This window comes from Streptomyces sp. NPDC107521 (assembly GCF_055598485.1).
The window spans coordinates 22,572-44,234 of sequence record NZ_JBVKAT010000009.1 but is presented as its reverse complement, the minus strand read 5'-3'; the positions used below and the strand labels follow the sequence as shown (position 1 = coordinate 44,234).

19 protein-coding genes are annotated in these 21,663 nt (G+C 76.2%); 8 read left to right on the top strand and 11 right to left on the bottom strand.

The window, feature by feature from the left end:
• Nucleotide 1: 1 nt before the first annotated feature.
• Nucleotides 2-802: an SDR family NAD(P)-dependent oxidoreductase gene (locus ACZ7LB_RS15720; protein ID WP_471468556.1), complete on the top strand. Its 801-nt coding sequence runs from the start codon at nt 2-4 to the stop codon at nt 800-802.
• Between the two features lie 106 nt (nt 803-908).
• Here the strand turns inward: ACZ7LB_RS15720 and ACZ7LB_RS15715 are convergent, their stop codons facing one another.
• The 4 genes from ACZ7LB_RS15715 to ACZ7LB_RS15700 all read right to left on the bottom strand — a co-directional run bounded on the left by ACZ7LB_RS15715 (nt 909) and on the right by ACZ7LB_RS15700 (nt 5,893).
• Nucleotides 909-1,973, bottom strand: a complete 1,065-nt coding sequence (locus ACZ7LB_RS15715) for a 2,3-butanediol dehydrogenase (protein WP_471468554.1) — start codon at nt 1,971-1,973, stop codon at nt 909-911.
• Nucleotides 1,974-2,554: 581 nt separating this feature from the next.
• Nucleotides 2,555-3,820 (bottom strand): DUF4032 domain-containing protein, encoded by a 1,266-nt coding sequence (locus ACZ7LB_RS15710; RefSeq protein ID WP_471468552.1) that lies wholly within the window; start codon nt 3,818-3,820, stop codon nt 2,555-2,557.
• Between the two features lie 9 nt (nt 3,821-3,829).
• Nucleotides 3,830-4,576 (bottom strand): MBL fold metallo-hydrolase, encoded by a 747-nt coding sequence (locus ACZ7LB_RS15705; protein WP_471468550.1) that lies wholly within the window; start codon nt 4,574-4,576, stop codon nt 3,830-3,832.
• 687 nt (nt 4,577-5,263) lie between these two features.
• Nucleotides 5,264-5,893 carry an alpha-ketoglutarate-dependent dioxygenase AlkB gene (locus ACZ7LB_RS15700; RefSeq protein ID WP_471468548.1) on the bottom strand — a complete coding sequence of 210 codons (630 nt, stop codon included), beginning with the start codon at nt 5,891-5,893 and terminating at the stop codon, nt 5,264-5,266.
• Between the two features lie 309 nt (nt 5,894-6,202).
• Between ACZ7LB_RS15700 and ACZ7LB_RS15695 the strand changes: the two genes are divergently transcribed.
• A complete protein-coding gene (locus ACZ7LB_RS15695; RefSeq protein WP_471468546.1) occupies nt 6,203-7,876 on the top strand; it encodes an FAD-binding dehydrogenase in 1,674 nt (557 codons plus the stop codon).
• A gap of 121 nt (nt 7,877-7,997) precedes the next feature.
• On the opposite strand, the gene ACZ7LB_RS15690 is transcribed toward ACZ7LB_RS15695, so the two are convergent.
• Entirely contained in the window at nt 7,998-8,351 is a 354-nt protein-coding gene (locus tag ACZ7LB_RS15690; protein ID WP_471468544.1) for a DUF488 domain-containing protein, read from the bottom strand.
• A 207-nt stretch (nt 8,352-8,558) separates the two neighbouring features.
• Nucleotides 8,559-8,807 (bottom strand): WhiB family transcriptional regulator, encoded by a 249-nt coding sequence (locus tag ACZ7LB_RS15685; protein ID WP_161224888.1) that lies wholly within the window; start codon nt 8,805-8,807, stop codon nt 8,559-8,561.
• Nucleotides 8,808-10,039: 1,232 nt separating this feature from the next.
• Here ACZ7LB_RS15685 and vph point away from each other — a divergent pair.
• Nucleotides 10,040-10,903 carry a viomycin phosphotransferase gene (gene vph / locus ACZ7LB_RS15680; protein ID WP_471468542.1) on the top strand — a complete coding sequence of 288 codons (864 nt, stop codon included), beginning with the start codon at nt 10,040-10,042 and terminating at the stop codon, nt 10,901-10,903.
• A 164-nt stretch (nt 10,904-11,067) separates the two neighbouring features.
• Here vph and ACZ7LB_RS15675 read toward each other — a convergent pair whose 3' ends face one another.
• Entirely contained in the window at nt 11,068-12,021 is a 954-nt protein-coding gene (locus ACZ7LB_RS15675; protein ID WP_471468541.1) for a LysR family transcriptional regulator ArgP, read from the bottom strand.
• A 105-nt stretch (nt 12,022-12,126) separates the two neighbouring features.
• Here ACZ7LB_RS15675 and ACZ7LB_RS15670 point away from each other — a divergent pair, with 105 nt between their 5' ends.
• Together ACZ7LB_RS15670 and ACZ7LB_RS15665 are read left to right on the top strand one after the other, a co-directional pair.
• Nucleotides 12,127-12,741 carry a LysE/ArgO family amino acid transporter gene (locus tag ACZ7LB_RS15670; protein WP_471468539.1) on the top strand — a complete coding sequence of 205 codons (615 nt, stop codon included), beginning with the start codon at nt 12,127-12,129 and terminating at the stop codon, nt 12,739-12,741.
• Between the two features lie 218 nt (nt 12,742-12,959).
• A complete protein-coding gene (locus ACZ7LB_RS15665) occupies nt 12,960-14,318 on the top strand; it encodes an MFS transporter (RefSeq protein WP_471468537.1) in 1,359 nt (452 codons plus the stop codon).
• 64 nt (nt 14,319-14,382) lie between these two features.
• Here the strand turns inward: ACZ7LB_RS15665 and ACZ7LB_RS15660 are convergent, their stop codons facing one another.
• The 3 genes from ACZ7LB_RS15660 to ACZ7LB_RS15650 all read right to left on the bottom strand — a co-directional run bounded on the left by ACZ7LB_RS15660 (nt 14,383) and on the right by ACZ7LB_RS15650 (nt 15,930).
• Nucleotides 14,383-14,838, bottom strand: a complete 456-nt coding sequence (locus ACZ7LB_RS15660; RefSeq protein ID WP_471468535.1) for a cyclic nucleotide-binding domain-containing protein — start codon at nt 14,836-14,838, stop codon at nt 14,383-14,385.
• A gap of 444 nt (nt 14,839-15,282) precedes the next feature.
• Nucleotides 15,283-15,624 (bottom strand): hypothetical protein, encoded by a 342-nt coding sequence (locus ACZ7LB_RS15655; RefSeq protein ID WP_471468534.1) that lies wholly within the window; start codon nt 15,622-15,624, stop codon nt 15,283-15,285.
• A gap of 78 nt (nt 15,625-15,702) precedes the next feature.
• The gene (locus ACZ7LB_RS15650; RefSeq protein WP_471468532.1) at nt 15,703-15,930 is read right to left on the bottom strand and encodes a hypothetical protein; all 228 of its coding nucleotides are present in this window, start codon (nt 15,928-15,930) and stop codon (nt 15,703-15,705) included.
• Between the two features lie 362 nt (nt 15,931-16,292).
• Between ACZ7LB_RS15650 and ACZ7LB_RS15645 the strand changes: the two genes are divergently transcribed.
• From ACZ7LB_RS15645 to ACZ7LB_RS15635, 3 genes are all read left to right on the top strand, one after another.
• Nucleotides 16,293-17,225, top strand: a complete 933-nt coding sequence (locus ACZ7LB_RS15645) for a SigB/SigF/SigG family RNA polymerase sigma factor (protein ID WP_471468531.1) — start codon at nt 16,293-16,295, stop codon at nt 17,223-17,225.
• 330 nt (nt 17,226-17,555) lie between these two features.
• On the top strand, nt 17,556-18,395 hold the full coding sequence (locus ACZ7LB_RS15640; protein ID WP_471468529.1) for a DUF1206 domain-containing protein: 840 nt from the start codon (nt 17,556-17,558) through the stop codon (nt 18,393-18,395).
• A 134-nt stretch (nt 18,396-18,529) separates the two neighbouring features.
• Nucleotides 18,530-18,964 carry a hypothetical protein gene (locus ACZ7LB_RS15635; RefSeq protein WP_471468527.1) on the top strand — a complete coding sequence of 145 codons (435 nt, stop codon included), beginning with the start codon at nt 18,530-18,532 and terminating at the stop codon, nt 18,962-18,964.
• Nucleotides 18,965-19,320: 356 nt separating this feature from the next.
• On the opposite strand, the gene ACZ7LB_RS15630 is transcribed toward ACZ7LB_RS15635, so the two are convergent.
• The gene (locus tag ACZ7LB_RS15630) at nt 19,321-21,570 is read right to left on the bottom strand and encodes an FUSC family protein (RefSeq protein ID WP_471468525.1); all 2,250 of its coding nucleotides are present in this window, start codon (nt 21,568-21,570) and stop codon (nt 19,321-19,323) included.
• Between the last annotated feature and the right edge of the window lie 93 nt (nt 21,571-21,663).

Here is a 21,663-nt window from a genome sequence, read left to right as displayed (position 1 = left end):
CATGAACCGTCTGCGGGACAAGGTAGCCGTCATCACCGGGGCCGGCAGCGGCATCGGCCGCGCCGCCGCGGGACTGATGAGCGCGGAGGGCGCCCGTGTCGTCGTCGCCGACCACGACACCGCGGCCGCGCGGGAGACCGCCGACCTGATCACCGCCCGGGGCGGCGAGGCCCTGCCCCTCACGGTGAACGTGCTCGACGAGGACTCCATCGCCGCCATGATCGGCGCCACCGTCGAGGAGTACGGCGCCCTGCACGTCCTGTGCAACCACGTGGGCGGCACCAACCCCCGTACCGACCTCGACGTGCTCCGGATGGACATGGACGAGTTCGACCGGGCCGTCCGCCTCAACATGCGCAGCACGCTGCTCGGCTCCCGGCACGCGATACCCCACATGATCCGCGCCGGCGGCGGCTCGGTCATCAACACCGCCTCCGTCGCCGCGCTCGTCGGGGACGTCCTCCAGACCTCGTACGGCGCCGTCAAGGCCGCGGTGGTCAGCATGACCAAGTCCATCGCCACCCAGTACGGGCCCCGGAACATCCGGTGCAACGCCATCGCCCCCGGCGCCGTGATGACGCCCGCCCTGGAGAACAACCTGCCGGTGGAGGTCATCGACGGCCTGCGGAACGGCAACGCCCTGCCCTATCTGGGCTCTCCCGAGGACATCGGGCACGCCATGGTCTTCCTCGCCTCCGACGAGTCCCGCTACCTCACCGGCCAGCTCCTGGTCGTCGACGGCGGGATGACCATGCAGTCCTCCGCCGCGCCCGGCCGCCGCGCCATGCTCCCGCAGGAGTAGCGGACCGGACCGGGCGAGCCCGGACCCGGCCCGGCCCCGGAGGCGTCGCGCCACCGGGGCCGGGCCGGGCTTCCCCATGCGTCGCCGGGGAGGGGCCCCCGGCGTCTCAGGCGTGGGGGTCCACCAGGATCTTGACGGCCGTCTCGTTGTGGTGGATCAGGGTGTCGAAGCCCTCGTCGATCAGGTCGTCCAGGCCGATGGTCCTGGTGATGAACTGCGACAGGTCGACGCGTCCCTCCCGCACCAGTTCGATGGTCTGCGGATGGGAGTTGACGTAGGCGATGGTGCCGCGCAGGTCGATCTCCTTGAGGACGAGCTTCTGCATGTCGACCGAGGCGGGCCTGCCCCAGATCGAGATGACCGTGATGACGCCGCCAGGCCGCACCGCGTCGAACAGCGTGTCGAGGACGACGTTCACGGAGGTGGCCTCGAACGCGACGTCCGCGCCCCTGCCCTCGGTGAGGCGCCGGACCTCGTCGGCGACGTCCATGGCGGCGGGGTCGAGGGCGTGGTCGGCGGCCCTGGAGTCCAGTGCCTTCTGCCGTCGCAGCGGACTCAGTTCGGAGACCGCGACCTCGACGCCCATCGCCTTGAGCACGGCGCAGGTCAGCAGTCCGATGGGGCCCGCGCCGCCGACGAGCGCGAAGTCGCCCGCCTTCGCCCCCGACCGCTGGAACGCGTGGTAGGCCACCGACAGCGGCTCGATCAGCGCCGCCTGGTCCAGGGGGATGTCGCCGACCGGGTGCACCCAGCGGCGCTCGACGACGATCTTCTCCGCGAGACCGCCGCCCCGCCCGCCCAGACCGATGAAATTCATGTCGGGGGAGAGGTGGTAGGTCGGATTGTTCTCGCTGGTGTCGACGTCCGGGCGCAGGATGTAGGGCTCGACGACGACGCGGTCGCCCGGTTTCAGCCCCTCGACCCCGTCGCCCACCGCGTACACCACGCCGGACATCTCATGGCCGAGCGTCACCGGGGCGGACTCGCCCGAGACGGGGTGCGGATGACCGGCCGGCGGGACGAAGATCGGCCCGTCGAGGTATTCGTGCAGGTCCGTGCCGCAGATGCCGCAGTAGGCGACGTCGATCCCCACGGTGCCCGGCAGGACGGACGGTTCGGGGATGTCCTCGATCCTGATGTCCCCCCGGCCGTAGTAGCGTGCAGCCTTCATGTGCTGTGGCTCCTTCGTCTGCTCCGCACGCGCGTGCCGCGCGTCGCGCCACGCGGTGGACGCCGACCGGTACGGCGCGTGCCGTTGACGATGCGGTCCCCGGGCCGGACACCCGCGCGGGCCTCCCGGGCGGCATCGGCGCACCCGGCGCCGGACGGGGTGTGGGCGGCGCCGCGCACCACCGGTCCGTGGGACCCGGGTGTACGCCGGGACGACGCCGCGACGGCTCCCGTCCAAAGCGGTGCGCCGCACCCCGGTCTCCCCCGCCACGATACGCTCGCGGACCGCCGCCCGCAGCGGCCGACGGACGCGCTCCCGGGGCCGGTCCGGCGACGGGGCGGCGCTCCCCGCCCTCCTCGACGGCGCCCTCCCCGCGGGTGCCGCCCGCCCCGGCGGACGCCGCTTCCCGGCGCCGCGCCGTGCTGCCAGGACCGGTGCGCCCGGTTCCGGCGTGCGCTGTCCCGGGGCCGGTCGCCCCGTGGCCGGGTGGCGGGGCGAGGGCGCGGTGCCGCGCGGGTCGGACAGCGGACGGCGCGGGCGTCGCGCGGGCCGGACCCCGGACGGGACGGACGCGGCGCGGGTCAGACGCCGCGCCGCTCCGCGTCGGTCCGCAGGGACTCCTCCGTCGGCTCCAGGGTCTCCCGGGCCTTCGGCAGGACGTTGGCGACGTAGTCCGCGACCGCGGCGTCCAGACCGATGTCGTGCTGCGCCCGTTCGCCCAGGTACCAGCGGCGCTCCAGCAGCTCGTAGTAGATCTCCGCCGGGTCCATGGGGCCCCACAGCTCGCGCGGCACCGCCCGCACGGTGGGCCGGAAGACCTCCCGCACCCAGCGGTGGGCGAGCACCTCGGGCCGGGCTCCGAGCGGATCGCCCGGGGCGTAGTCGTCCTGGGTGGCCATCCAGGACTCCAGGTCGGTCAGCAGCCGCCGCGCCTGGTTCTCCTCGGCGTCCAGCCCGGTCAGCCGCAGCAACTGCCGCTGGTGGTGCCCGGCGTCCACGACCTTGGGCACGAAGGTGACCGTGTCCCCGTTGGAGGCGTGCTCGATCTGCATCTCGGCCACGTCGAAGCCGAGGTCGTTCAGCCGCCGGATGCGGCGCTCGATGTAGTGGTACTTGCCCGCCGGATAGACCGAGGTGCGGGTCAGCTCCTCCCACAGGCGCTGGTAGCGGGCGCAGATCTCGGTGCCGAAGTCGACCGGGTCGACGGACGGGTGCAGCGCCCCCGACGCCTCCAGGTCGAGCAGCTCGCCGCTGATGTTGACCCGCGCCAGATCGATGTCGTACTCGCGCTGCCCCGCGCTCAGCCGGGGGTGCAGCTCGCCGGTCTCGGCGTCCACCAGGTAGGCCGCGTAGGCGCCCGCGTCGCGCCGGAACAGGGTGTTGGACAGCGAGCAGTCGCCCCAGGCGAACCCGGCCAGGTGCAGCCGCACCAGCAGCACGGCCAGCGCGTCCATCAGCCGGTGCACGGTCGCCGGGCGCATCGTCGTCTCGAACATCGACCGGTACGGCAGCGATCCGCGCAGGTGCCGGGTGATGAGGACCGGTTCCAGCGGGCTGCCGTCGGCGGTGGTGCGGCCGGTGACGACGCCCAGGGCGTCCACCGCGGGGATGGTGAGCCGGTCCAGGTCCCGCAGCAGCCCGTACTCGCGCAGCGCGGGCCGTTCCGCCAGCTCCTTGACGGCGATCACCTCCTCGCCGGCCCGGGCGTAGCGCACGACGTGGCGGGAGATGCCGCGGGGGAGCGGCACGAGGTACTCCTCGGGCCACTCGGCGAGCGGTGTCTGCCAGGGCAGTTCGAGGAGGAGCGCGGGATGCTCCGGGTTGGTGGCGCTGATCTGCAAGGCCATGCCCAGACTCTAGAACGCCCGTTCCCGGGCCCGACGGGCGGCGTCCCCCACCGGGCCGCGGTGGACGGGACCGTGGCCCGGCAGCAGGACGTCCCCGTCGAGGGCGGCGAGCGTGTCCAGGGAGGCGAGGGCGCGGGCCCGGTCGTGGTGGAACATGGCGGGCAGCAGTTGCGGTCCCGTGCGGCGGGACGTGGCGTGGCCGCTGACCAGGGCGTCCCCGGAGATCACCACACCGGCGTCCGGGAGGTGGTAGGCGCAGTGCCCGTCGGTGTGGCCGGGCGTGTGCACCGGCACCGGGCGGCCGGGCAGGTCGAGCGGGCCGGGGGAGGGGAAGGCGGCGGGCGCGGCCACCGGGTGCTGCGCGGCGCCCCCGGCGCGGACCACGTGCGCGGCCCAGGGCAGCACGCCGGGCCGCCAGCCGTTGCGCAGCACCGCGCCGACGGAGACCTGCTGGAGGAAGTCGCGGCGGGCGTGCGGGACTTCCGCCTCGTGCAGGAGGACCGGGGTGCCGTGGGTGGCGCGCAGGTACTCGGCGGAGCCCAGATGGTCGTTGTGCGCGTGGGTGATCAGCACCGCGGCCACCGCCTCCGGCGAACCGCCCACGGCGGCCAGGGAGTCCAGCAGCAGGCCCCGGTCGCCGGGGTAGCCGGTGTCGATGAGGGTGAGGGCGTCGCCCTCGGTGAGGATGATCCAGTTGGTGTGGCCGCCGTGCACCAGATGGATGCCCTCCGCGACCCGACGCACGTCCGCGCGCATGCTTCTCCCGCCTCGTGGTGACCGCCCGGTGGCCCTCCCGTGGCGACCGCTGGGGGCGACAGCCAACCAGACCGGGAGCCCCGCGCACACGTCGGCGCGGCGGGCCTCCCGGCGGGGAGGGCGGCTTTGCGCCAGCAGCGGCGGCGGCCGTGCGGTCCGGGTGTGCGGCCAGGGAGTGCGGCCAGGGAATGCGGCCGGCGGGAGGAGCGGACGCGCGGCGGGGCGCGACCGCGTCCGACGCGCGCCCGCGGAGGTGCGGGTGGCGAGGGCGGGCGACGGGGAGGCGCGGACGGCCGGCGCGAGGTGCGGAAGGCGCGCGGGGTGAGTGAAGCGTCCTCGGGACCGACGCCCTGCGCGCGGTCCCGGCCCGCCCTGCGCGCCGTCCCCGCCCTGCGCGCCGTCCCCGCCCTGCGCGCTGTCCCCGGCCCGCCCTGCGCGCCGTCCCCTGCCCGCCCCGCGCGCCGTCCCCGGCCCGCGCCGGCCGGGCCGTCGGCACCCGTCCCGGGCCCGTCCGGCGAGGGCCCCGTCCCGCTTCTCCGCGGGGCGTGCGCCCGCTGCCGTCAGGTGCGTGACCCGTTCCCCCGCGCCGTGGTCGCGCGCTCGGCGTCCGTCCGGCACACGCCCTGGGCGACGCGCGCCTCCGGACCACGCGGGGCGGCCGGCCCCGGCCCCGGCGACGCGCCCCCGTCAGCGCACGCCGTGCGGCCGGAACTGGACGCTGACGCGCGGTCCGGCCGCGCGGGCGCTCTTGGGCACGCAGTGCTCCCACGTGCGCTGGCAGGAGCCGCCCATCACGATCAGGTCGCCGTGGCCCAGGGGCCGCCGCACCGTGTCGCCGCCCCCGCCCGCCGGACGCAGCAGCAGATCGCGCGGGGCGCCGACGGAGAGGATGGCGACCATGGTGTCCCGGTGGGCGCCGCGTCCGTGCCGGTCGCCGTGCCAGGCGACGCTGTCCCGTCCGTCGCGGTAGAGGCAGAGCCCCGCCGTGGTGAACGGCTCGCCCAGCTCCCCGGCGTAGTGGGCGGACAGGGCCCCGCGCGCCTCGTCCAGCACGGGGTGCGGCAGCGGGTCGGCCGCGCGGTAGAAGGCGAGCAGCCGGGGCACGTCCACGACCCGGTCGTACATCGCGCGCCGCTCCGCCCGCCAGGGGACCTCGGCGGCCAGCCGCTCGCACAGCGCGTCGGCCCCGCCGAGCCAGCCGGGCAGCACGTCGATCCACGCGCCGGAGCCGAGGACCGTGCGGCGCAGCCCGTCGAGGGGGCCGAGCCGCACCTCGTCGGCCTGGTCGAAGAGCGAGCCCTGGAGATGCGTGGTCATGACCCCACCGTACCGTGTGTTCGAATTTACGTTCGAATGCGTCGCCAAGGGCGCCGCCCCGGTCCTGTCCCGCGCGCCGCCGCATCCGGTAGCTTCGCCTGTCCGGCGCGTCCCCGGGGGCGGACGGCGAGGGGACGGGCGCGGGCAGGGCGGAACGTACGGTCGGGGCGGTGGTCGGCCCCGGCGCCGCGCGCACACCGCGCCGACCGCCGTCGGCCCTACCAGCGCCGCCCCGCGCCACCCCGCGCGCCGTACCCGCGGCGCGCCCCACCCGCCGTCGAGGCGACGGACGAGGAAGGAACGGTCGTCATGGATGCCGACGTCATCGTGGTCGGAGCGGGACTGGCGGGACTGGCCGCCGCCCACGAGCTGACCCGCCGGGGCCGCAGGGTCGCCCTGGTCGACCAGGAGAACGCCGCCAACCTCGGCGGCCAGGCGTTCTGGTCCTTCGGCGGCCTCTTCCTCGTCGACTCGCCGGAGCAGCGCCGCCTGGGCGTCAGGGACTCCTTCGAACTGGCCTGGAGCGACTGGCGGGGCAGCGCCGCGTTCGACCGGACGGACGACGAGGACTCCTGGGCGGTGCGCTGGGCGCGGGCCTACGTCGAGTGGGCGGCGGGGGAGAAGCGCTCCTGGCTGGCCGGACACGGCGTCGGCTTCCTGCCCACCGTGGGCTGGGCCGAGCGCGGCGACCTCACGGCCGGGGGCCACGGCAACTCGGTGCCGCGCTTCCACGTCGCCTGGGGCACCGGCACGGGCGTCGTCGAGCCCTTCGTCCGGTACGCCCGGCAGGCCGCCCGGGACGGGCTGCTCACCTTCCACCACCGCCACCGCGTCGACGGGCTCCTCGTCGAGGGGGGTGCCGTCACGGGGGTGCGCGGCACGGTCCTCGCGGCGGACGACGCGCCCCGGGGCGTGGCCTCCAGCCGTGCGGCGGACGGCGGCTTCGCGCTCACCGCCGGGGCCGTGATCGTCGCCTCCGGCGGCATCGGCGCCGACCACGCACTGGTGCGCCGCCACTGGCCCGAACGCCTGGGCACCCCGCCCGCCCGGATGCTCACCGGAGTGCCCGCCCACGTCGACGGGCGGATGCTCGGCATCAGCGAGGCGGCCGGGGCCCGGCTGGTCAACCAGGACCGGATGTGGCACTACACCGAGGGCGTGCGCGACTGGGACCCCGTCTGGCCCGGACACGGCATACGCATCCTGGCGGGGCCGTCGTCGATGTGGTTCGACGCCCTCGGCCGCCGGCTGCCCGCGCCGTGCCTGCCCGGCCACGACACCCTGGGCACCCTGCGCCATCTGCGCACCGCCGACGGCCTGGCCGGGCACGACCACTCCTGGTTCGTGCTCACCCGGCGGATCGCCGAGAAGGAGTTCGCCCTGTCGGGCTCCGAGCAGAACCCGGACATCACCGCCAAGGACCGCGCGGGCTTCCTGCGCGAACGGCTCCTCGGCAAGGGCGCCCCGGCCCCCGTGGACGCCTTCCTGCGCAGGGGCGCCGACTTCGTGACCGCGCCCGACCCGGAACGGCTGGTGGAGGCGATGAACGGACTGACCGGCGAACCGCTCCTGGACGCCGCCGCCGTCCGGCGCCAGATCGAGGCCCGCGACCTCCAGATGGCCCACCCCTTCGCCAAGGACGCCCAGGTCCAGGGAATCCGCAACGCCCGCCGCTACCTCGGTGACCGCCTCGGCCGGGTCGCCTCCCCGCACCGGCTGCTCGACCCGGCGGCCGGTCCGCTGATCGCGGTCAGGCTGCACACCCTCACCCGCAAGACCCTCGGCGGCATCCAGACCGACCTGGACTCCAGCGCCCTCGGCGCCGACGGCACCCCGGTGGACGGCCTCTACGCCGCCGGTGAGGTGGCGGGCTTCGGGGGAGGCGGGGTGCACGGCTACAACGCGCTGGAGGGCACCTTCCTCGGCGGCTGCCTGTTCTCCGGCCGGGCCGCGGGGCGGGCGGCGGCCCGGAACACCGCCTGACGCCGCGCGCCCGCACGCGTGGCCGGGGCCCCGGACCCACGGCACCCCGCCGCCTCCGGGCGCCGGCACGGACCCGGGCGCCCGCCCCGGGCCGCGCTCCCCCGCGCGCCGGGGCCGGGGGTCATCCCCGGTCGAGGAGGTGGAGCAGGACGGACGCCTGGCTCTCGTCGGGGGACGTGGACGCGGTCAGCAGCGTCACGTCGCCCGCACGGGCCAGCCCCCGCACGTGATCGAGCAGCCGGGCCGCCTCGGGGGCGGTCAGCTCCGCCTCGTAGCGCTCGACGAACTCGTCGTAGGAGCCGCCGCCCCCGTGGTACCAGCGGCGCAGTTCGGTCGACGGGGTGAGTCCCTTGGGCCACTCGTCGATGTGCGCCGCGTCCTTCGCCACACCTCGCGGCCACAGCCGGTCGACGAGGACGCGCACGCCGTCGTCGGGCTCTGGCGGATCGTAGATGCGGCGCACCCGCACGGTCATGGTCGTTCCTCTCCACGGGGACGCTGCTCCCGCGAGCCTACGTCCGCCCCCATCCCGGGGAGGGCCCCGTGTTGGCCCGTTCGGGGGGCGGGGCCGGTCGGGGTGCGTGGGGCACGCGCGGCCGCCCGGCGGGCGGGACGGGCGGTCGTCCCCGCCCCCGGTCCGGGATCTGCGCAGGGCCCCGGACCCGGACCGCGGGGAGGCGGGTCAGCCCGCGCCGCGCCGCGCGGCCCGGCGCCGGAGGGTGCGGCGCTCCGCCTCGTCCGTCCCGCCCCACACCCCGAGGGTCCGCTCGGTGCCGAGCGCCCACCGGAGGCACTCCTCGCGCACCGCGCACCGGGCGCAGACCGCCTTCGCCCGCTCGGTCTGCACCAGCGCGGGGCCGGTGGTGCCGATCGGGAAGAACAGGTCGGGGTCCTCGGTGCGGCACGCGGCGTGCTGTCGCCAGTTCTCCATCAAAGCCACCTGCGGTCGATGTCCTTCGCGCCCTCGTGAACGCCTTGCTCACCCCCGGGTCACCTCCCGGACGGGGGACGAAACGGGATCGGGGCGGCCGAAAGGACAGGTTCCGTTCACAGAACGGCGGTGCGGGGGGCGTCCGTTCACACCCGGCCCGCCCCGCCCCGGCCCGCCCCGACCCGACACGCCCCGGCCCGTCGCCGTCCGGCGCCGGCGACGCCCGCGCCGCGCCGACGGCCGGCGCGGTGAACGGCGGGCGGACGCACGGGCGGTGGCCGACGGACGGCGCCGGGCCGGGGCGGGGCGGGGCCGCCGGGCCCGGAGCGGGTGCACCGCCCGCGGCGGTCTCCGGCCCCGCCTGACGCGCCCCTTCGCGTGGAGGGGCCCGACCGGTGCTCTGACCGGGAGGGTTCGCCGGATTGGCGCTCGGAGCGGTTGGATGGGCGGTGGGCGTCCGTTCCGACCGTGGGAGGTGTGGTGGCCGAGGCGGTGCGACACCCGGACCGACCGACCAGGAGGGGCGGAAGCCGCAGCGGGTCGTGCGCCGGGGCAGTACGAGCCCGGCGCGCTGTCGGCGGGCGACGACGCCGCTCGCGCCCGCCGGTGGGAACCGTGTCCCGGTGCCTGTCCGGCCGGTACAGGCCGACGGGGACACGGTGCGGGCACGTGATCCAGCGGTTCAACGAGATCGGCCCGCACCGTCCGGACCCTCACCGGGCGGGAGGCCGTCCCCGCCCGCCGGGTCGGCGACGACCGGCTGTGGGCGTCAACCGCCGCCAGGACGCCGCCGACGCCCTGGCCGCGCTGAAGTCGGTCCGCGCGGCCCGGACCGACGGCGCACCGATCCGCGTCACCCCGGACCCCCCTCCTCCCGCGCCGGTCAGGACGTCCGCCACCGGGCGAGGGAGTGCGAGGTCGAGCCGTGCTCCACCCCGACCCGCGCCTCACGGGCCGACCCGATCGGGACCCACGCCGGCCCGCTGCGGCAGTCCCCCTCGGCACACTCAGACCATCGCGGTCGTCCCGCGCGGTCCCGGGCCCTGCCCGCCGTCCGCGATGGCGCGACGCCGACGGCCGCCACCCCGACCTCCTCGCCGCACGACGCCGAGAACGTGCCCGCTTCCGCGAGGAGAAGGGCATGCGCCGAGGAGGACGCCCGCTCGCCGGTGCGGCCCGACGGCGCTTCGCGCACATCGCCTCCGACCCGGGGAAGGAACCAGAGGACACTCGTGAGCATCCGTACGACGCATCGCGCTCTGCTGAGCCGTCTGCTGCCCGAGGACAAACCGGACGACCTGGCAGTGCGTCAGGGTCAGTTCCACGTCGTGGTCATCGGCTCGGACCGTGTTGTGTGCCTGCCCCGCACCCGGGCAGCGGCCGCCCGGTTGCCCCAGCGGGCCGTCGCACTGCACGCGCTCGCCGGCCTCGACCTCGGCTGCCGCACACCTGAGCCGCTGCTCCAGGGCGGCGCCCACGGCACCGACGGAGCGCCGTTCCTGGTACTCGGCCGCATTCCCGGGGAACCGCTGGAGACCGACGCCCTCGACGAGGCCCGCGTGGTCGACACCGTGGCGGCGCAGTACGCCGTGCTGCTGTCCGCTCTGGCCCGTGCCGGCACCGAGGAGGCCGTGCGAGCGGTTCTGCCCGGGGCGGCGGAGGGCCGGTGGCGGCGGTTCGCGGAGAACGTACGCGCGGAACTGCTCCCGCTGATGTCCGACGGCGGACGACAGCGGGCCGAGCGGGAACTCGCAGCGCTCGACGGCCTTCCCCACCTCACCCGAGCGGTGGTGCACGGCGACCTCGGTGCCGAGAACGTCCTGTGGGAGTGGACGCACGGCCTGCCGCGCCTCTCCGGGGTACTCGACTGGGACGACGTCGCGCTCGGCGATCCGGCCGAGGACCTCGCGGCCATCAGCGCCGGCCACGGCCCCGAGTTCCTGGAGCGGGTGCTCGCTCTCGGCGACCGGTCGGACCGCGGACTCCTCACCCGCGTCGCCGCGATCCGCGGCACATTCGCCCTGCAGCAAGCCCTCTGCGCGATCCGCGACGGCGACGAGGAGGAACTCGCGGACGGCCTGGCCGACTACCGCTGAGGCACACCGGCACATCCGCCGCGTCGAGCACTTCACAGCGACGGCAACCCGGTGAACCTGTGCGGTCGCGGCACCAACTCCTCCCTCGCCGAACCATCCGCCGGGAAGCCGGGAAGCCGGACAGATGGGACGAGCCGGGGAACGCGGGGGAGGGGAGCGGCGGGTCACTGGCGGAGCGCCTCCGCCGCCGTCGCCGTCACCGCCCCGGCCACCGCCGCCAGCGCGGGCGAGTCCAGCTTCCACTGCTGCCAGTACAGCGGCACCTCCACCGCCCGGTCCGGCGCGAAGTCCACCAACCGGCCCCGGCGCAGCAGCGGGTGGGCCTGCGGCTCGGGCACCATGCCCCAGCCGAGTCCCGCGGCGACGGCCTCGACGAACCCCTCCGAGGTCGGCACGTGGTGCCGCGCGGAACCCGCCCCGGGCAGTCCCAGCCGCCGGGCGAAGGCGTCCTGGAAGTCGTCCCGGCGGTCGAAGACCACCACCGGGGCCGCCGTCAGCACCCCCCTGAGCGGACCCGTGAGAAACCGCGCGGCGAACTCCGGTGCCGCGCACGGCAGATAGCGCATCCGGCCCAGGGAGCGCACCGCGCACCCCGGCACCGGGTCGGGTGAGGAGGTCACCGCAGCCATCACCACGCCCTCCCGCAGCAGGGCCGCCGTATGGCTCTCGTCCTCACGGCGCAGCTCGAAGCAGAGCCCGGGATCACGGGGCACGCGGGCGAGCGCCGTCAGGAACCAGGTCGCCAGCGAGTCGGCGTTGACCGCCACCGACACCCGGGTCGGTTCACCCGCCCCGCTGAGCCCCAGCTCCGCGTGGGCGTCCCGCTCCAGCCGGGCGACCTGCCGGGCGAGCCGGACCAGCACCGCGCCGGACTCGGTGGGCCGCACCGGTTTGGTGCGCAGCAGCAGCACCCGGCCCGTGCGCTGCTCCAGCGCCTTCACCCGCTGGCTCACGGCGGACGGCGTGACGTGCAGGGCGGTGGCGGCCGCGTCGAACGTGCCCTCGTCCACCACGGCCAGCAGGGTCCGCACCTGGTCCAGCGGAAGATCCGCCGCCGATGCCGCCGATGCCGCCGATGCCGCCGATGCCGCCGCCTCCGTGCCCGCAGCCGCTCCCATGTCCACCGTCCACCGCCTCCGTCCCCCACCGTCTTAACCCCGGCTAAAGATACGTGAGGATCTTTAGCTGGACGCCGGGTGATCGTCCGCCCTAGCGTCGCGGTCATGACCAACGCCCTGACCGCGGCGGCCGCCGGATTCGGCACCGGACTGTCGCTCATCGTCGCCATCGGCGCCCAGAACGCCTTCGTCCTGCGCCAGGGCGTCCGCCGGGACGCCGTCCTCGCGGTGGTGGGCATCTGCGCCCTGTCCGACGCCGTCCTCATCGCCCTGGGCGTCGCCGGGGTCGGGGCGGTCGTCGCGGCCTGGCCCGGGGCCATGACCCTGGTCGGCTGGATCGGCGGCGTCTTCCTGCTCGGCTACGCCGCCCTGGCCGCCCGGCGGGTGCTGCGTCCCGCCGGGGTGCTCGGCGCGGACGGTGACGCGGCCGGGTCGCGGCGGCGGGCGGTGCTCACCTGTCTGGCGCTGACCTGGCTCAACCCGCACGTCTACCTCGACACCGTCCTCCTGCTGGGGTCCGTCGCCGCCGACCGGGGACCGCTGCGCTGGACCTTCGGGCTGGGGGCCGCGCTGGCCAGCCTCTGCTGGTTCGCCGCGCTGGGCTTCGGCGCCCGGGGCCTCGGCCGTTTCCTGGCCCGCCCCGCGGCCTGGCGGGTCCTGGACGCCCTGGTCGCCGCCACCATGGCCGTCCTCGGCGTCACCCTGATCGCCCGGGCCTGATCGCCCGGGCCGAACGGCCGGCGCTCCCGCCCGCCCGGAGCCGCGCCGACGCACGCCCCACGCCCCGTCCCGTCCGCGGTCCCGTCCCGCTCCCGTCCCCGAACCCGCCCCGTCCCGCCCGGTCTGCCCCGTTCCGCCCCGGTCGGCTCCGGGGCGCCGAGGGGCGGCTGCGATAGTGAACCCCGCAGCCGACGTACGCACCGACCGCATGGGAAGCCGTGGACACCAGCGAGAGCAGTACCGAACCCCGGCCGGAGGACCCCGCCGGGGAACCGGCCCGGGAGCCCGCCGCACCCCCCGGGCCGCCGGGCGGGGGGACCCCGGCCGCGAAGGCGCCCCGGCGGCGCGGACCGGGCCGCTGGGCCATGGACACCCGGCCCCTGCGCCGCCCCGCCTACCGGCGGCTGTGGACCTCCACCATCGTGACGGCCGTAGGCAGCCAGCTCACCGCCGTCGCCGTGCCCAAGCAGATCTACGACATCACCGGCTCCTCCGCCTGGGTCGGCGCCGCGAGCCTCGCCGGTCTGCTTCCGTTGATCGTGTTCGCCCTGTGGGGCGGTGCCGTCGCCGACGCCATGGACCGGCGCAAGCTGCTGCTGATCACCAACACCGGTATCGCCGTCACCTCGCTGCTGTTCTGGGCGCAGGCCGTCACCGGCACGGGGTCGGTCGCCGTCCTGATGGTGCTGCTCGCGCTGCAACAGGCCTTCTGGGGGCTGAACGCGCCCGCGCGCAACGCCTCCATCGCCCGCCTCGTCCCCGAGGACGAACTGCCCGCCGCCAACGCGCTGGGCACCACCGTGATGCAGATCGGCCAGGTGGCGGGGCCGCTGCTCGCGGGTGCCCTGATACCCGTGGTCGGGCTGGCGGAGCTGTACCTCATCGACGCGCTGGCGCTCTGCGTCACCGTGTGGGCCGTCCACCGGCTGCCCGCCCTGCCGCCGCTGGTCTCGGGGGTCGCCCGGCGCGCGGGCGTGCGGGAGATAGCCGCCGGATTCCGCTACATCGCCGGGCACGCCGTGCTGCTGCTCTCCTTCGTGGCCGACATCATCGCCATGGTCCTCGGCATGCCCCGCGCCCTCTTCCCGCAGCTCGCCTCCGAGACCTACGCCCCCTACGGGGAGGGGCTCGCCCTGGGGCTGCTGTTCGCGGCCATCCCCATCGGCGCGGTGGTCGGCGGGCTGTTCTCCGGCACCTTCTCCCGGGCCAGGCGGCACGGCTGGATGGTGATCGGCTCCGTCGTCGTCTGGGGCGTGGCCATCACCGGTTTCGGGCTGAGCGGCAGCCTCTGGGTCGGGGTGGCGTTCCTCGCCGTCGCCGGGGTCGCGGACATGGTGTCGATGGTGTTCCGGGGGGCGATTCTGCTGTCGGCCGCGACCGACGAGATGCGCGGACGCATGCAGGGCGTGTTCACGGTCGTCGTCGCGGGCGGCCCGCGTCTGGCGGACGTGCTGCACGGCGGCGCGGGCTCCGCCGTCGGCGCGCGCGAGGCCGTCGCGGGCGGCGGCCTGCTGGTCGTGGTGCTGATGCTGGCGCTGGCCGCCGCGGTGCCCGCGCTGCGCCGCTACCGCGTCTGACCGGCCGCGCGCCCGCTCCGCCGGCGCGGCCGCCCGGTCCCGCGCGGCCCGGGAGGGGCGGCTCTCAGAGGACTCCGTGCCCGTGGGCGGCGTAGTGGTCCATGAGCTGCCCCCGGGTGGTCTCCAGGCGGTGGGCGAGGATCTCCGCGACGCTGCGCACCAGCACGATCCCGAGCCGGGGGTCCTCCTCGCACAGGGCGAGCACCGGCTCCGCCTCGAACTCGTAGGCCCGCACCGGGCTGAACGCCTCGGCGCCGAAGTCCCACTCGTACGGCGGGAACAGCCAGGACCAGCCGAGCAGGTCCCCGACGCCGAGGCTGGCCACGGTCACCCGCTGCAACGGGGTCACCTGCTGGGCCAGCGACACCGCGCCGGACCGGATCACCCAGAAGCGGTCGGCCCGTCCGCCGGCCTCGAAGATGCGGGCGTCCTCGGGGAAGGAGACCTCCCGTGCCAGCTCCATCAGCCGCTCGCGCTGGGGATGGGGGACGGCGGTCAGCAGCTTGATGGCTTTGGTCATGAGGTGCTCCTCACCGGCGGCGTTGACGGTGCTCCCACAGCCATTGCACCGGCCGCCGCCGTTCGGGGCACGTCGGCGGCTCCCGGCCACCGGGGAAAGCCCCGCCCGCCCCGCGCGTTCCCGGCCCGAGGGGCGCGCCCCTGCGGCGCCGGGGGCGTCCGGGCAGGAAAAAGCCCTGGCTGGACGGGGGAAGCCAGCCAGGGCCGTCAGCGGTGACGTACGGGGGATGTTCCGGTCGACCCCGTCGCCACGTGTGTGTGAACGCTAAACGATTTTCGGCCATTTCGCTAACCCTGAAGCAGGTCGCGTGACCTGTTTCACTCCGTCGTCTCCGCCCGGCGGTCCCGGTGCGCCCCGGAGCCCGGGACTCCGGCCCGCCCACGGCCGCCGGACCGCCCCGGACCGCCCCGGACCGCCTCCGGAGCCCCCGCGCCACGTCCGGCGTCACGTCCTCCCGGCGGCGACCCGGACCGTTCTGAGGGCCGGGTCGGCGGGGTCGGGAAGACGCTTTCCGGCCGGCGGGCCGTCGCTCGGATACCGCGGCACCGGACCGGAGAGCCGCCCGCCCGGCAGCACGGCCGGGATGCCCGGGGGTACGGCGTGATCATCTCCGCCGCGATCCCCGGGGAACACCGCGTCCCCGAGCACCTCCCGCCCGGCCGGACCGGCCCCGCGCGCCCGCTGGTGCCCGGGCGGCGCGAACGACAGCCGCGCCGCCCGGCGGTGGTCGGCGAGGGCGTCGAGCACGGGGGCACGGGTGTGGTCGGGGCCGGGGCGGTGCGTCATGCCCACCGGGTCACCCGGCACCGCCGGGCCCATCCCCGGAGCCCTCGGTGACCCCGCCCGCACGGGTCCCGGGCGCGGTCAGCGGGGCGGGGGCGAGGGGCGGCGGCCCGGGGCGATGATCTCGTCCAGGGTCCGCAGCACCGCCTCGTACGCCACGGTGCGCGTCGCGGCCTCCCGCGCGGCCTCCTCGTCCGTGGCCCGCAGCTCCTCGTGCCGGGCCCGCCAGAGCCGCACCTGCTCCTTGGCCACCGCCCTCGCGCGGTGCATGCGGCGCAGCAGTTCGTCCGAGTCCACAACATCCGTCATGGCCTTCGCGTACCCCCGTACGGGCCCGGATGCGCGCCCGGACGGCTGTTCCACCGGGAAGGGGGCACCCGGGTGCCGGGCCGGAGGGACGGAACGCGGTCACCGCGGGCGGCGTCCCCCGCTCCCGGAGGGGCGCGGGAGATGGTCTCACGGGAGACGGGACGGCGCCCCGGGGGCTGGGCCGTCCTGAGGACTTTCCGGGAGGCGGAGTTTGTCCCACCGGTGCCTGGGCAGTCGCAAGGTCGTGCTTCGGACCGGAGGCGCAGCAGCGGGAGCGGTGCGGCCGCTTCGGCGCCCTGGGTGTCCCGGACCGCCGTTCCCGCGGAATGTCCCCTGACCCCACCGTTCAGGAGCGAATCCGCATGCTCATAGAGACCCCCACCGTCCGTCCCGGTACGGCCCGCCCCGAGGGCCCGGCTCCTTCGGCCACCCCTTCCACCTCCTCCGCCCCTTCCGTCGCCGCCGCTCCCGCCGCCCCGCCGGCCGCCGGAGGACGCCGCCGCCACGACGACGCCCCCGACACCGTGGCCCTCTTCGTCCGGCTCGCCGGGCTGCCCGACGGGCCGCAGCGCGACGCCCTGCGCGACGAGCTGGTGCGGGCCTGGCTGCCGATGGCCCACCGGATCGCCGGACGCTTCCGGGACCGGGGGGAGTCCCTGGAGGACCTGCGCCAGGTGGCCGCCCTCGGACTGGTGAAGGCCGTCGACCGCTTCGACCCGGAGCGCGGCGCCTTCGAGAGCTACGCCGTGCCCACCATCACCGGCGAGGTCAAGCGGCACTTCCGGGACCGCATGTGGGCGCTGCGGGTGCCCCGGCGCGTCCAGGAACTGCGCAACAAGGTCCGGGTGGCCCGGCGCGAGCTGACCCAGAGCCCCGGCAGCCCCGAGCCGTCGGTGGCCGCCCTCGCCGCCCACACCGGACTGACCGAGGACGAGGTCGGCGCCGGGATGGAGGCTCTGGAGAGCTTCAGCACCCTCTCGCTCGACGCCGAGCTGGCGGGCGGGGACGACGGGTACAGCCTCGCCGACACCCTCGGCTCGGCGGACGCCTCGTACGACGTCGTGATCGACCGGGAGTCCGCCAAGGAGGGGCTGCGCCGGCTGCCCGAGCGCGAGCGCGCCATCCTGTACATGCGCTTCTTCGAGGACATGACGCAGAGCCGCATAGCCGACCGGCTGGGCATCTCGCAGATGCACGTCTCGCGGCTGATCAGCCGGAGCTGCGCCCGGGTCCGCGACGAGGCGACGGGACGCCGCCCCGGCGGCCGGGGCCCGGGCCGTCCGTCCCGGCCCTGACCGCACGGACGCCCCGCTGCGGCTCCCCTCCGCGCCCGCGCCGGGCGCCCCCCCGAGCCGTGGACGACGCCCCCGCGGAACCGTTCCGCGCCCGCCGGCGGACCCCCGGTACGGATAACCGGTCGGCCCCGCGGCCGACCACGGCCCCGCCCGCGCGACGAGGGAGCGCCCGCCCCCGCGACGGATGACCGCCGGCGTTCGCGGAAGTCCTGAGAACGGTCCTGGGAACGGCCCGCCCCGCCCCGGGGCGGGCCGTTCCCCGTGCGCGGCCCCGGTCCGGGTGTGCGCGGGCGGAGCGGGGGCACGCGCGGTTCGGGAGGGGAGGACCACATGAACACGCCCGCACTGCCGCCCGACACCGCCGTCCGGGCCCGCCGCGCGGCCCGGGGCCCGGCCACCGAGGGAGCCGCCCGGGCCGGGCTCGCCGCCCGCGGGGTGATCCACCTGCTGATCGGGGTGCTGGCCCTGCGCATCGCCTTCGGCGACGGGCACCGCCAGGCCGACCGGGGCGGAGCCCTGGACGAGCTGTCGGACAAGCCGCTGGGCGCCCTGCTGCTGTGGGCGCTGGGCGCCGGACTGGTCGGCATGGCGCTGTGGCGGCTGTCGGAGACCGTCTTCGGCGCCGCCGGGGAGGACGGCCGCACGGTCCGGAAACGGGCCCTGGCCGCCGCCCGCTGCGTCTTCTCCTCGGTCGTCGCCTTCCAGGTCCTCGCCTTCGCGGCGGGCTCCGGCTCCAGCGGCGGCGGCTCCAGTGACCGCCGGTCCCGGGACGTCACCGCACGGGTCATGGCCGTGCCCGCGGGACGCTGGGCCGTCGGCGTCGCCGGAGCCGCCGTGGTCGTCGTCGGCGCCGTGATCGCCGTTCGGGCGCTGCGCCACCGCTACCGCGAGGAGCTGAGGACCGGGGGGCTCGGCCGCCCCGCCCGGCGGCTGATCGACGTCGCCGGGGTCGGCGGCGGCACCGCCCTCGGCGCGGTCGTGGCCGCCGCCGGGGTCTTCGCCGTACGGGCCGCCGTCGACTACGACCCCGGCCGCGCCAAGGGGATGGACGACACCCTCCGGTCCTTCGCCGACACCCCCCTCGGCCCCTGGCTGCTCGCCTGCGTCGCCGCGGGCCTGGTCCTGTCCGGCCTGTTCTCCTTCGTGCTGGCGAGCCGCCCGCGCGTCTGAGGCCCCGGCCCGCCCCGGCCCGTCCGGGCGCCGCGCGGACCACCGGGTCCCGGCCCGGGCCGGGCCGGGGTCCTCCCCCCGGGCCGGGTCCCCGCGCCGCGTCTGAGCCGCGCCGCACGGGGAACACGGCAGGGATGAACGAACACGAGATTCCTCCGCCGGACGGACGTCCCGTGGACGTCTACCTGGACCTCCTGCGCATCCGCATGGAGAACGACGACTACCAGCTCCTGCTCAGCGTGGTCGAGCCGGTGCTGCGGGCGATCGACGAGCAGCAGATGCCGACGATCGACTTCTCGCTGGACGGCGACAGCGCCGAGGCCCTGCCCCAGGAGATCAGGGACGAGGCCGCCCTGGTCATCGCCACCGCCGTCACCGGCCGGCTCGACAACGAGGTCGTCGAGATCAGCACCGACGAGACCGGTCCGGTGCGCGTCGTCACCGACGCCGTCACCGCCTCCGATCCCGAACGCCTCGGCGAGATCGCGGCGTACCTCAGGGAACGGCATGTGCAGAACGAGGAGCTGCGCGGCATCGCCGAGGCCAGCGGGCTCCCCAGCGACTTCTGACCGTCCGCCGGACCTCACCCGGGGTTCCGCCGTCCGCCGAGGGCTCCCGCCGGCCGGGAGCCCTCCCGCGCGCCGGGAGCCCCGCTCCGGCGCCGGGGCCCGCTCCGGGGCCGGGGCCCGCTCCGGGGCCGGGGCCCGCTCCGGGGCCGGGGCCCGCTCCGGGGCCGGGCCGTCCCCGGCCCCGTGACCGGCGTCGATCGGGCCGACGGAGTGCCGCCCCGACGCCGGTACGGAATGCACGGCACCGGTGCGCGACAAGCTCACCGTGCCGTGCGTCCGTGAGGCGCCCCCGGCCGGGCCGCGGAACCGACCGGCACCCCGGCGGCGCTCCGGCCCCCTCCGGCAGCGACCCGGCGTCAGTGACCCGGCGTCCGCACCGGTACGCCCAGCGGCCGGGCGAGGCCCACCACGGCCTCGTCCAGGCGCTCCAGGTGCCGCAGCACCCGGCCGGTGATGCGGCCGTAGCGGGGCGTGCCGTCGACGTCCGGTTCCAGCAGCGACGCGATGCTGGGGCCCGTCTCCACCCGGGTGTCCGCGTCCTCGTCGACCACCTTCGCCGCGATGGCCTCGATGTTGCGCACCGTGCGCCGCACCGCCCCCCGAAGCCGGGGGTCCGCCGCGATCGACGGATGGGTGGGCAGCAGCTCGGCCGTGGCCGCCAGCGAACGGGCGTGGTAGGCGCAGGTCTCCAGCAGCGCCACCACGTACCGGGCGGTGTCCCGGCGGGTGCGCAGCGGGGTGATCGGGTGGGTGAGCGGCTGGGTGGCGGCCCGCAGGTCCCCGAGCGCCTGGTCCAGCTCGCGCGCCGTGTCCAGCAGATCGGCGGCCGGGCCGCCGCTGAGCTGGTCGACGGCGCCCTCGGTGACCTCCACCAGCCGCTCCAGCACCGTGTCCAGCAGCTCGTTGGTCCGCCGGTCGGTGTGCACCGGCAGCACCAGGGCCGCCGCGAAGATCCCGCAGGCGGCGCCGAGCACCGTCTCCTCCAGCCGCAGCAGCAGCACCGACAGGCTGTAGGTGTGCAGCAGCGTGTAGAGCAGCCCGAGCATCGCGGTCACGAAGAACGACATCAGCGTGTACGACAGCGGCGCCGTGTAGAACATGGCGAAGATCAGCAGCAGCACCAGCCCGAACGCCGTCAGGGTGTGCTGGCCCACCAGGCCCGCCAGCACGATGCCCGCGACCACCCCGAACACCGTGCCCAGCACCCTGCGGTAGCCCTTGACCAGGATCTCCCCGGTGGACGAGGTGTTGAGGAACACGATCCAGCAGGCCAGCACCGCCCAGTACCAGCGCTGCGAGGAGAGCAGCTCGCCGCCCACGATGGCGAGCGAGGAGCCCACGGCCACCTGCACCGCAGCCCGCGTGGTCGGCCGCCGCAGCCCGGTCTCCTCCTCGGGCGGCCCGGCGGCCTCCTCCCCGGCGTCGATGGCCGCGTCCTCGGCGTCCAGCTCCTCCCGCGACCGGGTCGTCGCGGGGGAGTCGTCGGACTCGTCCTGCGGTCCGTCCAGGGCGATCCGCAGGCCCATCACCGCGCGCGCCGTCTCGCCGATGCCCCGGAACACGTCCTGGGTGGCCGCCGCCGCCTCGGGCAGGTTCTCCTCGTCGCGGTAACCGAGGAGCCGGTTGCGCAACTGGGACAGCGCCGTGCCGCGGGCCTCCGACGGGGGCCGCAGCACCAGGGCGCGCAGCGCCTCCAGATCCCGGCGCAGCAGCGCCGTCGCCTCCCCGGGCGCCGGGGTGCCGCCCACCTCGGGGGCGGGCGCGCCCGGCAGGTGCAGGGTCAGGGTGTCCGCCCGCTCGGCGCTGCGCGCGCCCAGCAGCAGCAGTCCGAGCCGCTCGGCGGCGATCTCGGCGTCGGCGATGCGGCGCTGCACCAGCCGGGCCACGGAGGCGTCCGGGGTGCCCTCCTCCAGCCGGGACTGGATCATCAGCGCCGTCTCGTGCAGCCGCGCGGTGCCGTCCCGCAGCCGCTGAAGGGTCCGGTCGATCTCGTCGGGCCCGGCGTCCAGCAGCTCGATCTGGGCCGAGATCAGCTGCCCCAGCCGGGCCCGGAAGGCCTGCCGCAGCCGGGACAGCACCCGGGTGGGCGTCGCCGGGACGATCCCGAACCGGACGACGGCGCTGCAGCCGAAGGCCAGGGCGATGGACCCCCACAGCCCCGGCAGCCCGGCCGCCTCGGCGCCGACGAACAGCGACACGAAGTAGACCTGGAAGCCGATCAGCCCGAGCGCCGTGCCCCGGTCGCCGTAGCGCCGGCAGTAGACCGCGCAGAAGATCAGGACGATGAAGACGACGTCGCCCACCACGACCCGCGAGGCGAGCAGCGTGCTCAGCGACACCGAGGCCAGGGCGACGGGCAGGCCCAGGGCCAGGGTCACCGCCTGCGGGCCCAGCGTCTTCTCCCGGATGGAGAAGGTGGCCACCATCGCCACCATCGCCCCGGCCACCAGGTGCTTGACGTCCGTCCCGGCCAGCGCCAGCGCGCCCAGCGTCAGCGCGATCGCACCCACCGTGCGCAGCCCGGCGGTCAGCCGCAGCAGCCCCGGGTCGTACGCCGCGATGCTGTCCCGCAGCCGTGTCCGCCCCGAGCGCCCCGCTGCCTTCACGCCGCCGTACATCCTCCCGATCAGCGGTGATCCGCGGCCGTGCGCCCCGGGCCCCTGGACGGGGACCGGCGCCGCGGAGATCCGCCCGCCAGC